Raw genomic sequence first — 16,274 nt, 5'->3', positions numbered from 1 at the left:
AAGGCGGCGGTGGCTGTGCGGCTGTGCGGGACGTGTCGGATGAGGATGGTCCGTACGGACTCGGTGGCCGGGCGGGGCGTGTCCGCCGCGTCCCTGCGGCGCCTGCACGGGGCGCCGCGAGCCGGGCGCCGCCCCGCGGACACTCCTGTCAGGTGCCCCGCGGGTGGCGGCGGAAACCGGCCCGCCCGGTCCTGCGGCGCTCAGCCCGCGGGCCCGCGGCCCCCGGAGCCCGGTTCCGTGTCCCCCGGCAGCGCGGCGGCGGGCGCCGCCTCGTCCGCGCGCAGCCTGAACCAGTAGAAGCCGTGCCCCGCAAGCGTCAGCAGATACGGCAGCTCCCCGATCGCGGGGAAGCGCACCCCGCCGATCAGCTCCACCGGATGGCGGCCGCGGAAGGCGCGCAGGTCCAGCTCGGTGGGCTGGGCGAAGCGGGAGAAGTTGTGCACGCACAGCACCAGGTCGTCGTCGCCGCCGTCGCTCGCGGGCGCCTCCCGCAGGAAGGCGAGCACCGCGGGGTTCGACGAGGGCAGCTCGGTGTAGCTGCCGAGTCCGAACGCCGGGTTCTGCTTGCGGATCTCGATCATCCGCCGGGTCCAGTGCAGCAGCGACGAGGGCGACGACATCGACGCCTCGACATTGGTGACCTGGTAGCCGTAGACCGGGTCCATGATCGTCGGCAGCGAGAGCCGCCCCGGGTCGCAGGAGGAGAAGCCCGCGTTGCGGTCCGGGGTCCACTGCATCGGGGTGCGCACCGCGTCCCGGTCGCCGAGCCAGATGTTGTCGCCCATCCCGATCTCGTCGCCGTAGTACAGGATCGGCGATCCGGGCAGCGACAGCAGCAGCGCGGTGAACAGCTCGATCTGGTTGCGGTCGTTGTCGAGGAGCGGCGCGAGCCGCCTGCGGATGCCGATGTTGGCGCGCATCCGCGGGTCCTTCGCGTACTCCGCGTACATGTAGTCGCGCTCCTCGTCGGTGACCATCTCCAGGGTCAGCTCGTCGTGGTTGCGCAGGAAGATGCCCCACTGGCAGCCCGACGGGATCGCCGGGGTCTTCGCCAGGATCTCGGAGACCGGGTAGCGCGACTCGCGGCGCACCGCCATGAAGATCCGCGGCATCACCGGGAAGTGGAACGCCATGTGGCACTCGTCGCCGCCCTTCTGGAAGTCGCCGAAGTAGTCGACGACGTCCTCGGGCCACTGGTTGGCCTCCGCGAGCAGCACCGTGTCCGGGTAGTGCTCGTCGATCTCGGCGCGCACCCGCCGCAGCATCTCGTGGGTGGCCGGCAGGTTCTCGCAGTTGGTGCCCTCCTTCGCGTACAGGTAGGGCACCGCGTCGAGGCGGAAGCCGTCGATGCCGAGGTCGAGCCAGAACTTCAGCGCGGCCAGGATCTCCTCGCGCACCACCGGGTTCTCGTAGTTGAGGTCCGGCTGGTGCGAGAAGAACCGGTGGAAGTAGTACTGCTTGCGCACCGGGTCGAAGGTCCAGTTGGACGCCTCGGTGTCGACGAAGATGATGCGGGCGTCCGCGTACTGCTTGTCGTCGTCGGCCCACATGTAGTAGTCGCCGTATGGCCCGTCGGGGTCCTTGCGCGACTCCTGGAACCACGGGTGCTGGTCGCTCGTGTGGTTCATGACGAAGTCGATGATGACCCGCATGCCGCGGTGGTGCGCCGCGTCCACGAACTCCACGAAGTCGGCGAGGTCGCCGAATTCGGGCAGGACGGCGGTGTGGTCCGCGACGTCGTAGCCGCCGTCGCGCAGCGGCGAGGTGAAGAAGGGCGGCAGCCAGAGGCAGTCCACGCCGAGCCACTGAAGGTAGTCGAGCTTCGCGGTGATGCCCTTGAGGTCGCCGACGCCGTCGCCGTTGCTGTCCTGGAAGGAGCGGACCAGCACCTCGTAGAAGACGGCCCGTTTGAACCAGTCGGGGTCCCGGTCCTTCGCGGGGGTGGACTCGAAGGTGTCGGGGACGGGCTCGTTGACGATCATGATGTGGGTGACCCTCCGGTAGGCGGGGTGGGTCGCAGGACGGTGAGGACGTGCGCGGGAGTCAGGCCCGGCTCCAGACGCACGTAGTTCGCCCTGCCCCAGTGATAGGTCTCGCCGGTCAGCTCGTCGCGCACCGGCACGGACTCGTGCCAGTCGAGGCCGAGCGCCGGCATGTCCAACGACACGGTGGCCTCCTGGGTGTGGTGGGGGTCCAGGTTGACCACGACGATCACGGTGTTCGCCGGGGTGCCGTTGCTCTGCTTGGAGTAGACGATCACCTCGTCCTTGTCCGCGTCGTGGAAGGTGAGGTCGCGCAACTGCTGCAACGCGGGGCTGCGGCGCCTGATCCGGTTGAGCGCGGTGATCAGCGGCGCGATGGTACGCCCCGCGCGTTCGGCGGCCTCCCAGTCCCGGGGGCGCAGCTCGTACTTCTCCGAGTGCAGGTACTCCTCGCTGCCCTCGCGCGCCGCGGTGTTCTCGCACAGCTCGTAGCCGCTGTAGATCCCCCAGGACGGCGAGAGGGTGGCCGCGAGCACCGCACGGGCCTCGAAGGCGGGCCGCCCCCCGTGCTGGAGGTAGGCGTGCAGGATGTCCGGGGTGTTGGCGAAGAAGTTGGGCCGGACGCACCACGCGTCCTGCCCGGTCAGCTCGGTCAGGTAGTCGGTCAGCTCCTCCTTGGTGTTGCGCCAGGTGAAGTACGTGTACGACTGCTGGAAGCCGATGGCGCCCAGGGTCCGCATCATCGCGGGCCTGGTGAACGCCTCGGCGAGGAAGATGACGTCCGGGTCGGTGCGGTTGATGTCCGCGATCACCTGCTCCCAGAACACCACCGGCTTGGTGTGCGGGTTGTCCACCCGGAAGATCCGCACCCCGTGGCCCATCCACAGCCGCAGCAGCCTGGTGGTCTCCGCGATCAGCCCCGGCATGTCCGCGTCGAACGCGATCGGGTAGATGTCCTGGTACTTCTTCGGCGGGTTCTCCGCGTACGCGATCGAGCCGTCGGCCCTGTGGTGGAACCACTCGGGGTGCTCCGTCACCCACGGGTGGTCCGGGGAGCACTGGAGGGCGAAGTCGAGCGCGACCTCAAGGCGCAGCTCCCGCGCCCTGCGGACGAACTCGTCGAAGTCCTCGAAGGTGCCGAGGTCCGGGTGGATCGCGTCGTGCCCGCCCTCGGGGGAGCCGATCGCCCACGGCACGCCGACGTCGTCGGGACCCGCGTGCAGCGTGTTCCCGCGGCCCTTGCGGAACGTCGTGCCGATCGGGTGGACCGGCGGCAGGTACACCACGTCGAAGCCCATCGCCGCGACCGCGGCCAGCCGGTCGGCCGCCGTGCGCAGGGTGCCGGACACCGGCCGCCTGCCCTCGGCGAGCAGCGCGCCCTCGGAGCGCGGGAAGAACTCGTACCAGGACCCGTACAGCGCCCGTCTGCGCTCCACCAGCAGCGGCAGCCGGGCCGAACTCGTCACCAGGTCGCGCAGCGGATGGCGGGCAAGCACCTCCGTCACCTCGGGGGTGAGTGCCGCCGCGAGCCGGTCCTTGCCCGCGCGCCCGGTGTCCCGCAGCGCGTCGGCGGCGGCGAGCACCACCTCGCGCATCCCGCCGCGCTTGGGCACCCCGGCCGCCGCGCGCTCGTACAGCGCCGCGCCCTCGTCGAGGACGAGGTCCGTGTCCATCCCGGCCGGGATCTTCACCGACGCCGTGTGCCGCCAGGTGGCCAGCGGGTCCGACCACGCCTCGACGGCGTACGACCAGCGGCCCTCGGCGTCGGGGACGACGCTCGCGCCCCAGCGGTCGGTACCGGGGGCCAGCTCGCGCATCGGCGTCCAGGGGCCGCCGACGCCGTTCGGGCCGCGCAGCACCACATTGGCCGCGACCGCGTCGTGCCCCTCGCGGAACACCGTCGCGCTCACCTCGAACGCCTCGCCCACCACCGCCTTGGCCGGCCGTCGGCCGCCGAGCACGAGCGGGTGGACGTCGAGCACGGGGATACGGCCGATCATGGGCTCACCTGGTGGTTCAGCGGGGTGGACGGGTGACATACGGCGCTCGGTGGCGCCGGTGGTGGCGGCGGAAGATACGTTTGACCTTTTTATCTTCGGTGTCGACGACTGACGGGTTGCGGGCATAGCCGCTCCTGTCCGCGTTCACGCGATTCACTCGTACGGGCGTGTGGAGAGTGGTGCCTCGACTACCGGAAAAGCCTTCCCCCGGCCCTCGGGGGTGCAATCCGGTCCCACGCCACCGTGTGACCCGTAGGAAGCACCGGAGGCCGTCGGATGGCACGGCGTCCCTCCGTGCGCCGTGGTTGCGCCCCTCGTGGGCGGTTACCCTCCCAGTGCCCCGGGGCGTTTCTTCGAGGCGCCCGAACTGGATTGCAAAGGTGGACATGTGAAGGCAATCCGTCGGATCACCGTACGACCCGTCCTTCCCGAACCGCTGCGGCCGCTCGGCCGGCTCGCCCGCAACCTGCGCTGGTCCTGGCACCCCGCGACCCGTCAGCTCTTCGAGGCGGTCGACCCCGGCCGGTACGCCTCCTGCGACGGGGACCCGGTACGGGTCCTCGCCAGCGTGCCGCCCGCCCGGCTCGCCGAACTCGCCGGGGACCCCGCCTTCCTCGACCGGCTCGCCGCGGCCGACGCCGACCTCACCGGGTACCTCACCGGCGAGCGCTGGTACCAGCGCCAAGGCGGCGGGCTGCCCGCAGCCGTCGCCTACTTCTCGCCCGAGTTCGGCATCACCGCGGCGCTGCCCCAGTACTCCGGCGGCCTCGGCATCCTCGCCGGCGACCACCTCAAGTCCGCGAGCGACCTCGGCGTCCCGCTCATCGGCGTCGGCCTGCTCTACCGGCACGGCTACTTCCGCCAGACCCTGTCCAGGGACGGCTGGCAGCAGGAGCACTACCCCGTACTCGACCCCCATGAACTGCCTCTCGCCCCGCTCGAAACCGCGGACGGCACCCCCGTGCGCGTACGGCTCGCGCTGCCGGGCGGGGGCGCCCTGTGGGCCAGGGTGTGGCAGGCGCGTGTCGGACGGGTGCCGCTGCTGTTGCTCGACTCCGACGTCGAGGAGAACGGGCCACGCGAGCGCGACGTCACCGACCGGCTCTACGGCGGCGGCAGCGAGCACCGGCTGCTCCAGGAGATGCTCCTCGGCATCGGCGGGGTCCGCGCGGTGCGCGCCTACTGCGCCGCCACCGGGCACCCCGACCCCGAGGTCTTCCACACCAACGAGGGCCACGCCGGGTTCCTCGGCGTCGAGCGCATCCACGAGCTGACCTCCACGGGCACCGGCTTCGACGCCGCCCTCGAAGCGGTGCGGGCCGGCACCGTCTTCACCACCCACACCCCCGTGCCCGCCGGGATCGACCGCTTCGAGCGCGACCTGGTCGCCCGCCACTTCGGGCCCGAGGCCGAGCTGCCGGGCCTGGAGACGGGCCGCGTCCTCGACCTCGGCGCCGAGACCTACCAGGGCGGCGAGCCCCACCTGTTCAACATGGCCGTGATGGGCCTCAGGCTCGCCCGCGGCGCCAACGGCGTCTCGTTGCTGCACGGCAGGGTCAGCCGGGAGATGTTCGCGGGACTCTGGCCGGGTTTCGACCCCGAGGAGGTGCCCATCACCTCCGTCACCAACGGCGTCCACGCCCCGACCTGGGTGGCGCCCGAGGTGCACGGGGCCGCCGAGCGCACCCTCGGCGCCGAGCGGGCCGAGGCCGCCCTCGCCCTCGGCGACCCCGACGCCTGGCGCGCCCTCGCCGACGTCCCCGCCGCTGAGCTGTGGGAGCTGCGGCGCACCCTGCGCGCCCGGCTCGTCGAGGAGGTGCGGGCCCGGCTCTACGCGTCCTGGCGGCAGCGCGGCGCCGCGCCCGCCGAACTCGGCTGGATCGAGGGCGCGCTCGACCCCGGGGTGCTCACCATCGGCTTCGCCCGCCGGGTGCCCTCGTACAAGCGGCTCACCCTGATGCTGCGCGACCGCGAGCGGCTGACCCGGCTGCTGCTCGACGAGGAGCGGCCCGTGCAGATCGTCGTGGCGGGCAAGGCGCACCCCGCGGACGACGGCGGCAAGCGCCTGGTGCAGGAGCTGGTCCGCTTCAGCGACGACCCGATGGTGCGCAGGCGCATCGTCTTCCTGCCCGACTACGGCATGGGCATGGCGCAGAAGCTCTACCCGGGCTGCGACGTCTGGCTGAACAACCCGCTGCGGCCGCTGGAGGCGTGCGGCACCTCGGGGATGAAGGCCGCGCTCAACGGCTGTCTCAACCTGTCGGTGCTGGACGGCTGGTGGGACGAGTGGTTCGAGCCCGACTTCGGCTGGGCGATCCCCACCGCGGACGGCGTGGACACCCCGGGCGCGGGGCCCCGGCAGGCCGTCGGCCTCGACGACGACCGCAGGGACGCGCTGGAGGCGGGGGCCCTCTACGACCTGCTCGAACGGCGGGTCACCCCGCTGTTCTACGAGCGCCGCCCCGGCGAGGAGCTGCCGGAGCGCTGGATCGAGATGGTCCGCCAGACCCTCGCCAGGCTGGGCCCGAAGGTCCTCGCGGGCCGTATGGTCGCCGACTACGTCGAGCGCCTGTACGCACCGGCCGCCGCCGCGCGCCGCGGTCTCGGGGCCGACGCGGCGGACGGCCTGGCCCGCTGGAAGGCGCGGGTGCGCGGCGCCTGGCCCGAGGTGAGCGTCGACCATGTGGAGGCGGCGGGCGCCGGCACCGCGGAGCTGGGCGCCACCCAGGTGCTGCGGGTGCGGGTCTCCCTCGGCGGCCTCACCCCCGACGACGTCGAGGTGCAGGCGGTCGCGGGCCGGGTCGACGAGGAGGACAGGATCGTGGACGCCGGGATCGCCCCGCTGAAGCACACCGGAGGCCCCGGGCTCGACGGCGCCTGGACCTACGAGGGCCCCCTCACCCTGGACCGCGCCGGGCCGTACGGCTACACGGTGCGGGTGGTGCCCGCCCATCCGCTGCTGGCGTCCGGCGTGGAACTCGGCCTCGTCGCGCTGCCAGGACAGGACGCGGCGGGGGAGGCGGCAGGGGTGCTGCTGCGCTGACGCGCGGCGCCCTCGGCCCCTGCCCGGCGGTGGCGGTGCCCCCTCGGCACGGAGGAGGGGGCCGCGGCCTGCGCCTCGCGGCGCGGTCCGCGGCCCCCGGGGGCTCAAAACCTGGTCAGCTCACGTTGACCGCGGCCCAGGTGGCGTCCACGGTGGAGTACTCCGTGGAGTCCTCGCCGAACAGGTCGGCGGCGGCGCTCAGCGTGGCCTCGCGCGCGTCGTGGTAGTCCGTCGTCGAGGTCATGTACTCGGTCAGCGCCTTGAACCAGATCTGCTCGGCGGCGTCCCGGCCGATGCCGGGCACCGACTCGCCGTTGGACGTCGGCGAGTCGTAGTCGATGCCGTTGATCGTCTTCTGGCCGCTGCCCTCGGACAGCAGGTAGAAGAAGTGGTTCGCGATGCCGGACGAGTAGTGCACGTCCGTGTTGCCGGCCGAGCTGCTCCAGTCGTCGAGTGAGATGCCGTCCTTGCTCGGCTGGTCCATGTAGCGCAGCGGGCTGCCGTCGCCGTTGATGTCGATCTGCTCGCCGATGAGGTAGTTGCCCGGGTTGTCGGGGGCGTCGGCGTAGAACTCCACCGCGGAGGCGAAGATGTCGCTCGTGCCCTCGTTCAGGCCGCCGGACTCGCCGCTGTAGTTGAGGCCCGCGGTGGTGGAGGTGACACCGTGGCTCATCTCGTGGGCGGCCACGTCCAGCGCGGTCAGCGGGGCCTTGTTGCCCGAGCCGTCGCCGTACGTCATGCAGAAGCAGGAGTCGTCCCAGAAGGCGTTCACGTAGTTGTCGCCGTAGTGGACGCGCGAGTACGAGCCCTTGCCGTCGCCTGCGATGCCGGAGCGGCCGTGGACGTTCTTGTAGTAGTCCCAGGTGACCTCGGCGCCGTAGGCGGCGTCGACGCCGGCCGTGGCCGGGTCGTTGACGGTGCCGTCGCCCCACTCGTCGTCGTCGTCCGTGAACAGGGTGCCCTTGCCGGAGACACCGTTGTCCAGGTTGTACGTGCTGGTGTCGCCGCGCTCCCCGTCGGTCAGCTCGTAGCCGCTGCCCGACTGCGTGGTGCCGATCTCCACGTCGCCGCTGAACTGGCTGTGGCCGACACCGGTGCGGATGTCGTCGTACTGGAACAGCTTCTTGCCGCTGGCCGCGTCGGTGATGACGTGCAGCCTGCTGGGCGTGCCGTCCTCGTCCGTCGTGTTGGTGACCTTCTCGTAGGCCAGCACCGGGGTGCCCTTGGCGGCCCAGACCACCTTGCGGGCGCCCTTGGGCGCGGCCTTGGCGGCGAGGCTGCTCGACGTGTCCACCGCGATCTTCGCCGAAGAGGCGCGGGTGACGCCCTTGGTGGCGCCGGACTTGTCGGTGTGCACCACGAGGTCGCCGCCGAGCACCGGCAGTCCGCCGTAGGTGCGCTCGTAGCGGGTGTGCGTGGTGCCGTTGCGGTCCTTGACCACGTCCTTGACGACCAGCTTCTCCTGGGCGCCGAGGCCCAGTTGCTTCGCGGTGGTGGCCGCGTGCGACTGGGCGGTCTTGAGGGCGTCGGTGTGCGCGGCACCGGTGAGCACGCTCGGGGCGCCGGCCAGGGATCTGACGTCCTGGGCCTTGGTCTGTGCCATGGCGCCACCGGAGAGGCTGGAGAGCACGAGCGCACCGGACGCGACAGCGGTGCCGATGGCCAGAATCCTGCCTCGGGATATGTGGGGGGTCACGCAGGCTCCTCTGAGTGTGGGGGCCCGGGGCATGAGGTTCCCCGGGCAAACAGGTGAGGTGCGGGTTCGCTTGCCCGGGAAGCGTTGCATTTACGGCGGGTACACGACAGGGGTGCATCGTCATGTTGGCCGGAAATCGTCCGTTGGGCGGGACTGACTGTACGTAATGCGAACGAAACACTTGAGTGGCGGCCGAGCTTGAGGTTACGCCCTCCACCCGTGCACTCATGTACGGGAGATTGTCGGGATGTGTTCAAGGGGGCGTCGGAGTCCGTCTTCCTGAGGCCGGACGAGCCCCCTCGTGTGGCTGAAAATCGCCTACGGGGCGGGAGGGGTGCGTGGGGTGACCGCGCGTCGGCCGGACCGTGGCGGCCAACTCGCCCGCGCCGTACGGGCCTCGGGCGACCGGTGGGCGCCACGAGGGCGGGCCCGCCGCTCCCGCGCGACCGGACCGGGGCGAGAGCGCGCCCCCGCCGCCTCGTCATGGGCGTCGGCCGTTCACCCCGAAGCCACCGCGGCTTCGCATAATTTGGGCGGAAAGTCCGGTAATGGGACGCTCATTAACCGGATCGCGACCTGACCAGTCTTGACGCGTCATGTGCACGCTTGTAATTCTCGGGAACGGCGCTGCTGGATCATGCGGCGGCTTTATGTCAGCTCTCTCCACGAGGACGTCGCTCCATGTCCGGCGCACTGCTCACCCATGCCCCGGTACTCGCCTCGGGTGCCTACCCGCCACCCAGGGTCGCGTACCTGCCCGGGGGCGCGCAACGCATTTTCGCAGCGCCGCACGGAGCCCCCCGCTCGGTCCCGCGCCGATGGACACCCCATCCGCAACGGCGGTCGGCGGAGGGCGCGTTCCGCCTCCGGGGCCTCCGGAGCATCGGTCACCCCCGCTCCCGAAAGGCCGGCTGAAAGTGCTGCGATACATCGCCCGCAAAGCCGCCGGCTGGTTTTTGATGATCGTCGTCGCAACAAACATCACGTACTTCCTCGCCAATTCCTTCCTGAAGCCCGCGTCGAATTACACAGCGCTGCGACCGCCTCGAACTCCGGCCCAGATCAACCACTCTCTGGCGCTTTACAACCTGAATCCGGACAAGCCGATCCTCGATCGCTGGTGGCGCTGGTTCTCCGATATCCTGCTGCACTTCGACTGGGGCAGGTCGCCGACCGGGGGAAGTGTCAACGGACAGGTCGTCTACCGCGTCTTCACCAGTGGGCAACTGGTCCTGGGCGCGACGATCCTCTCCATCGTCATCGGCGTCGGCCTCGGCGTCTTCACCGCCTCACGGCAGTACAAGCCGTCCGACCGGGCCTTCCAGGGCCTGTCCGTGCTCTCCTTCAACGTGCCGTCCGCCGTGGCCTCGCTGGCGGTCGTCCTGGTGGCCATCGCGCTCAACCAGTCCCTGGGGGACACCCTGCTGCCGGTCGCCGGCGCGCAGGACCCCGACGTCTCCGGCTTCTGGGCGGTCTTCGGCTCCCGCGTGAATCACGCGATCCTGCCGACGATTTCCCTGACCTTCATCTCCTACGCCGGATACCACCTGCTCCAGCGCTCCCTGCTGCTGGACAACATCAACTCCGACTATGTGCGCACGGCGCGCGCGAAGGGGCTCACCCGGCAGCAGGCGATCCGGCGCCACGGGCTGCGCACCTCGATCATTCCCGTCGCCACCCAGGTCGCGTTCGCGATGCCGGCGCTCTTCACCGGGGCCGTCATCACCGAGACGGTGTTCGCCTGGCACGGCATGGGCGAGTACTTCGTGAAGACCATCTCCACCAACGACGTGCACGGCGCGGTCGCGGTCGCCGCGTTCGGCGCGCTGATGACGGCGATCGGCGCGATCCTCGCCGACCTCGCCGTCGTGGCACTCGACCCCAGGATCAGGGTGAGCTGACGTGGCCATCAACATGCCGGGCGTGGGTCCTGACGCCGACGAGATACGCCCGGAGAAGGCGGACGCACAGCAGTTGCGGGCCGCGGGCAGCCGCGGCAAGCGGCTCTCCCCGACACGGCTCTACGCGCGGCGATTCGCGCGCAACAAGCCGGCCCTCGGCGGTCTCGTGCTCTTCCTGCTGCTGGTGCTCTTCGCCGTCTTCGGGCGCTTCCTGACGCACTGGAACTACGAGGAGGCGGACTTCACCGCCCTCACCGTCTCGCCGGGCACGGGGGACCATCTGCTGGGCACCAACGCCGCTGGCAACGATGTCTACTCCCAGCTCGTCCACGGCCTCGGCAGGTCGCTGGTGATCGCGGTCTCCGTCTCGCTGTTCACCACGGCGATCGCCGCGCTCTTCGGCACCACCGCCGCCTACCTGGGCGGCAAGGCGGAGCGCGCCATGCTCGGCTTCGTCCACTTCCTGCTGATCCTGCCCTCGTTCCTGATCATCGCGCTGGTCGGCACCCACTACCAGGGCGACTGGAAGATCCTCGTGGTCGTCCTCACCGTCTTCGGCTGGATGCTCACCGCCCGCGTCATCTGGTCGCTCGCCACCTCGCTGCGGGAGCGCGAGTACGTGACGGCGGCCCGCTTCATGGGCGTCGGGCCGCTGCGCACCATCCTGCGGCACCTGGTGCCCAACATCGGCTCGCTGCTCATCGTGACCTTCACCCTCGGCGTCGCGTCCACCGTGCAGTCCGAGACCGCGCTGTCCTTCATCGGCTTCGGCGTGAAGCAGCCCGACGTCTCGCTCGGCGCGATGCTCGCCGACGGCCAGACCACCCTGTCCACCGCGCCCTGGCTGTTCTACCTGCCCGCGATCGCGGTGGTCCTGCTGACCGTCGCGATGGCGCTCATCGGTGACGGCCTGCGGGACGCCCTCGACCCCACCTCGCAGTCCGGAGGCCGCGCATGATCGAGCAGCGCACCGTCACCAAGGAGCGAGAAGCCGCGCGGCCCCTGCTCTCCGTCCGCGACCTCACGGTGGCCTTCCCCTCGGAGGCGGGCCGGGTCGACGCCGTCCGCGGCGTCTCCTTCGACCTGCACCGGGGCAGGACCCTGGGCATCGTCGGCGAGTCGGGCTCCGGCAAGTCGGTGACCTCCATGGCGGTCATGGGCCTGCTGCCCGAGTACGCCGCCGTCTCCGGCGAGATCAGGCTCGGCGAGGACAACCTCCTCGACCTCGACGACCGGCGGATGTCGAAGGTGCGCGGGCGGCGGATCGGCATGATCTTCCAGGACCCGCTCTCCTCCCTCACCCCGATCTTCAGCATCGGCGACCAGATCGTCGAGGCGCTCCGCATCCACCAGGACATCCCGCAGGCCGCCGCCTGGAAGCGGGCGGTGGAACTGCTCGACCTCGTCGGCATACCCAACCCCGACCGGCGGGCCAAGGGCTTCCCCCACGAGTTCTCCGGCGGCATGCGCCAGCGCGTCGTCATCGCCATGGCCATCGCCAACGACCCGGACTTCATCATCGCGGACGAGCCGACGACCGCGCTCGACGTGACGGTCCAGGCGCAGATCCTCGACGTCCTCAAGACCGCGCAGCGCGAGACCGGCGCCGCCGTCATCATGATCACCCACGACCTCGGCGTGGTGGCGGGCTCCGCCGACGACGTCATGGTGATGTACGCGGGCCGCGCCGTCGAACACGCCCCGGTGGACGAACTCTTCGCCCGCCCCCGTATGCCGTACACCATCGGCCTGATGGGCGCCATCCCCCGGCTCGACGACCGCGCCCGCGACGCCCTCGTGCCCGTCAGGGGGACGCCGCCGCTCCTCGTCGACCTGCCCGACGCCTGCCCCTTCGCCGAGCGCTGCCCCGTCGTCGAGGACGCCTGCCGCGCCACCGAGCCGGCCCTCGAACCCGTCGCCGCCGACGGCACCGCCGCCGGTGACGCGGCCCCCGCGCACCGGGCCGCCTGCCGCCGCTCCGGCGAGATCAGCGGCGGCGCCATCGATGGGGCGCCGGTCTTCCCCGTCCCGGTGCTCCCGGAGACCGAACTCGCCGTCATCCCGCGCGAGGAGCGCGCCAAGGTGCTCGACCTCGTCGACGTCACCAAGACCTTCCCGCTCACCAAGGGCGGGCTGCTCAAGCGGCGGGTCGGCACCGTACACGCCGTCAACGGCGTCGACTTCGACATCCGCGAGGGCGAGACGCTCGGCCTCGTCGGCGAGTCCGGCTGCGGCAAGACCACCACCCTGCTGGAGATCATGGGGCTCAAGGCCCCGGAGCGCGGCAGTATCAGCGTCGGCGGCACGGACGTGGCGCGGCTCAGGCGCAAGCAGGACATCGGCAGGGTGCGCCGCGACATCCAGATGGTCTTCCAGGACCCGATGGGCGCCCTCGACCCCCGGATGACCGTCTTCGACGTCCTCGCGGAGCCGCTGCGCGCCATCGGCCAGCGCGGCAGGGACGTGCTGGAGGACCGGGTGGCGGAGCTGATGGAGCTGGTCAGCCTCGATCCCGAGCACCGCGACCGGTTCCCCGCCGCGTTCTCCGGCGGGCAGCGCCAGCGCATCGGCATCGCACGGGCCCTGGCCACCCGGCCGAAGCTGCTGGTGCTCGACGAGCCGGTCTCCGCGCTCGACGTGTCGGTGCAGGCAGGGGTCATCAACCTGCTCAACGAACTCAAGGCCGACCTCGGCCTCTCCTATCTCTTCGTCGCCCACGACCTGTCGGTGGTACGCCATATCTCCGACCGGGTGGCGGTGATGTACCTGGGGCGGATCGTGGAGATCGGCGCGACGGACGCCGTCTTCGACAACCCCAGGCACCCGTACACCAGGGCGCTGCTCTCCGCCATCCCGCTGCCCGACCCGGCGGCGGAGCGCGGCAGGGAGCGCGTCCTGCTCAGGGGCGACCTGCCCAGCCCTACCGACGACCAGCCCGGCTGCCGGTTCGTCACCAGGTGTCCGCTCCACCTGACCCTGGGGGAGTCACAGAAGGAGCGGTGCCGAGGGGAGACACCGCGGCTCACGGGAGAGGAGAGCCAGGACCACCGCGACGCATGCCACTTCGCGGACACGCTCACGACGGTAGAGACCTAGAACCGAGAGACTGACATGAAGAGACTCGCGTTGGGCGGCGTCGCGTTCGCCGCCGCCGCCTCCCTCGTCCTGGCCGGGTGCACCGGCGGGGACAACGACAAGAGTGACGGCAAGGCACAGAAGGGCGCCTCCTCGGAGAGCGAGGTGCTGACCTCCTACAACCCGCAGCCCGCCAGTAACCTGAAGCAGGGCGGGGAGATGACCCTGCCGATCGTGGAGATCCCGGACCAGCTCAACCCGATGCAGGGCGACGGGACGCTCTACACCTCCAAGGTCGCCTGGTTCTACCAGCCCCAGCTCTCCTACAACGACCCCAAGGGCAAGGTCACCTGGAACAAGGACTACCTGTCCAGCGTCAAGGAGACGACGGTCGACGGCAACACCCAGGTCACCTACGACATCAACCCGAAGGCGAAGTGGAACGACGGCCAGAAGTGGGACTGGACCGTCTTCCGTGACACCTGGAAGGCCAACAACGGCACCGACAAGAACTTCGTCGTCGGCTCCTCCGACGGCTACGCCAACGTCAAGTCGGTGACCAAGGGCAAGGACGACCACGAGGCGGTCCTCACCTACGACGGCAAGTACGTGTGGTGGGACTACATCTTCAACACGGTCATCAACCCCCACATCGCCAAGGCCGACGACTTCAACAAGGCGTACGTGAACAAGCCGCACCCGGAGTGGGGCGCGGGCCCGTACACGATCGACAAGTTCGACGCCAAGGGCGGCACCATCTCCTACAAGCCCAACCCGAACTGGTGGGGCGCCAAACCGCATCTGGACAAGTTCACGTTCGTGCAGATGGAAGAAAGCTCCTCCATCAACGCGTTCAAGAACGGGCAGATCGACGCCACCGACGTGTCCCGGGCCGAGTTCCTCAGCCAGGTGAAGTCGATGAAGGGCATCGACATCCGCCGCGGCACCACCACGTCCAACAACCTGCTGGTGTTCAACGCCACCTCGCCGCAGCTCAAGGACGTCGCCGTGCGCAAGGCGCTGATGGAGGGCATCGACCGCGCGCAACTGGCGAAGATCACCTTCCAGGGGCTCAACTACACGGAGCCGCTGCCGGGGTCCTTCAACTTCTACAGCTTCCAGAAGGACTGGTACGCCGACAACTTCGGCAAGCTCGTCAAGTTCGACGCGGACAAGGCGAAGAAGGATCTGGACGCGGCGGGCTGGAAGGCCGGTTCCGACGGTGTGCGGGCCAAGGGCGGGCAGAAGCTCGAACTGGACTTCCCCACCATCGGTGACTCCGCGGTCATCAAGGCGAGGGCGACGGCCATGGCGCAGATGTACAAGAACATCGGCGTGAAGCTGAACATCAAGGCCCGCCCGTCCGCGGACTTCAACAAGGTCTTCACGGACCGCGCCTTCGACATCTTCGGCATGGGCTTCATCTCGTCGAGCCCCAACGGTGTGGCGTTCATCTGCCAGATGTACTGCTCCGACTCCACCCTCAACGTCTCGCGCTCGGTGCCCAAGAGCATGGACCCCGAGGTGAAGGACGTCGTCAAGCTCCCCACCGTGGACCAGCAGGTGGAGCAGGGCAACAAGGTCGAGCAGAAGGCCATGGAGACGTACGGCATCATGCCGCTGTCGAACGGCACGACGATCTGGGCCACCAAGAAGGGCCTCGCGAACTTCGGCTCCGCCCAGTTCTACGGCAACTACGGCACCCTCGGCCCGCCCGAGCTGATCGGCTGGCAGAAGTAGCCGGGCCGGGCCCCGCGGGGCCCGGCACCGTCCGGAAGCCCCCACCGCGACTGCCCGCGGCGGGGGCTTCCGCCGTGTCGCCCGCCGGGCGGGTTCCCCCCGGACGACGTCGGCTGGCTGCTCATGGTGTACGGCGTCGGTCTCGTCGCCGGGGTCACCAGTCCGCCTGGGCGGCCAGCTCCTTGCTGAGGGACTTCACCTGGGCCGCCGTCAGCTCGGTGCCCTCGTCGTCGCTTCCGTAGGTGATGACGAGGGCCACGCTGTCGCCCTCGGCGGCGTCGAGGCGTACCGAGGCGACGTTGCCGCCCGGGGTGAGGACCGGGGTGCCGTGCGCGGCCTTCTTCGTGGCGGCGAGGTACGTGCGCAGCCCGGCCACGTCGAGACCGGCGTTCCTGGTGATCAGCGGGCCCATCAGGCCGACCGCGTCGCCGTGTCCCGCGGCCACCGTCTGGACGGCCATCGGCTCCCCGCCGAGCCGGTAGTCGCACTCCAGGTCGGTGGCCTCGAAGGTGCGGATCGGGGCGTCCTCGTCCGCCTTGTCCGCGAGTTCCGCCCGCGCCCTCACCTGCTCGGCGCGGCCCGGCACCCGGGCCGCGGAGGCCGCCTTCCCCAGGTCGTAGCCGACCGGGCACTCCTTGGTCTCCTCGGCGGCGCCCCGCGCCGTGTCGTGCAGCCCGGACGCCGAGAGGCCCGAGGGCTCCGGATCGCCGCAGGCGGTGAGCGCGGCGAGGGCAAGCGCGGCCGCGGCGCTCCGGCCGCGGCGGCGCTGCCGGTGTGTGCGTGCAGACATCAGCCGGTGTGTGCGTGCAGGCATCAGTACCCCCCTGGCGGTCATCG

The 16,274-nt window shown here is 70.5% G+C and carries 9 protein-coding genes; 5 read left to right on the top strand and 4 right to left on the bottom strand.

Annotated features, from left to right (window positions below; all coding sequences use genetic code 11):
- Positions 1-200: 200 nt before the first annotated feature.
- A complete protein-coding gene (gene treS, locus ACIBIW_RS34730) occupies positions 201-1,982 on the bottom strand; it encodes a maltose alpha-D-glucosyltransferase (protein ID WP_399342211.1) in 1,782 nt (593 codons plus the stop codon).
- A complete protein-coding gene (locus ACIBIW_RS34725) occupies positions 1,979-3,982 on the bottom strand; it encodes an alpha-1,4-glucan--maltose-1-phosphate maltosyltransferase (protein ID WP_399342209.1) in 2,004 nt (667 codons plus the stop codon). Before ACIBIW_RS34725 ends, treS begins: the two co-directional genes overlap by 4 nt.
- A 388-nt stretch (positions 3,983-4,370) precedes the next feature.
- Here ACIBIW_RS34725 and glgP point away from each other — a divergent pair, with 388 nt between their 5' ends.
- On the top strand, positions 4,371-7,025 hold the full coding sequence (gene glgP, locus ACIBIW_RS34720; RefSeq protein WP_399342208.1) for an alpha-glucan family phosphorylase: 2,655 nt from the start codon (positions 4,371-4,373) through the stop codon (positions 7,023-7,025).
- A gap of 115 nt (positions 7,026-7,140) precedes the next feature.
- Here the strand turns inward: glgP and ACIBIW_RS34715 are convergent, their stop codons facing one another.
- Positions 7,141-8,721, bottom strand: coding sequence for a M4 family metallopeptidase (locus ACIBIW_RS34715; RefSeq protein ID WP_399342206.1), 1,581 nt, complete (start codon positions 8,719-8,721; stop codon positions 7,141-7,143).
- Between the two features lie 917 nt (positions 8,722-9,638).
- Between ACIBIW_RS34715 and ACIBIW_RS34710 the strand changes: the two genes are divergently transcribed.
- Genes ACIBIW_RS34710 through ACIBIW_RS34695 form a run of 4 tightly spaced genes read left to right on the top strand, consistent with a single transcriptional unit; the run spans position 9,639 to position 15,437 of the window.
- The gene (locus tag ACIBIW_RS34710; RefSeq protein ID WP_399342204.1) at positions 9,639-10,622 is read left to right on the top strand and encodes an ABC transporter permease; all 984 of its coding nucleotides are present in this window, start codon (positions 9,639-9,641) and stop codon (positions 10,620-10,622) included.
- A 1-nt stretch (position 10,623) separates the two neighbouring features.
- Positions 10,624-11,580, top strand: coding sequence for an ABC transporter permease (locus ACIBIW_RS34705; RefSeq protein WP_399342202.1), 957 nt, complete (start codon positions 10,624-10,626; stop codon positions 11,578-11,580).
- A complete protein-coding gene (locus ACIBIW_RS34700; RefSeq protein WP_399342200.1) occupies positions 11,577-13,718 on the top strand; it encodes a dipeptide ABC transporter ATP-binding protein in 2,142 nt (713 codons plus the stop codon). Before ACIBIW_RS34705 ends, ACIBIW_RS34700 begins: the two co-directional genes overlap by 4 nt.
- A 15-nt stretch (positions 13,719-13,733) precedes the next feature.
- Positions 13,734-15,437 carry an ABC transporter family substrate-binding protein gene (locus tag ACIBIW_RS34695; protein ID WP_399342199.1) on the top strand — a complete coding sequence of 568 codons (1,704 nt, stop codon included), beginning with the start codon at positions 13,734-13,736 and terminating at the stop codon, positions 15,435-15,437.
- 154 nt (positions 15,438-15,591) lie between these two features.
- On the opposite strand, the gene ACIBIW_RS34690 is transcribed toward ACIBIW_RS34695, so the two are convergent.
- Complete coding sequence (locus ACIBIW_RS34690; protein WP_399342197.1) at positions 15,592-16,227, bottom strand: hypothetical protein; 636 nt, start codon at positions 16,225-16,227, stop codon at positions 15,592-15,594.
- Positions 16,228-16,274: the final 47 nt, after the last annotated feature.

Origin of the sequence: Streptomyces sp. NPDC050560 (assembly GCF_044457285.1) — a bacterium.
Classification (GTDB): domain Bacteria; phylum Actinomycetota; class Actinomycetes; order Streptomycetales; family Streptomycetaceae; genus Streptomyces.
This window is presented reverse-complemented; position numbering and strand designations above follow the sequence as displayed.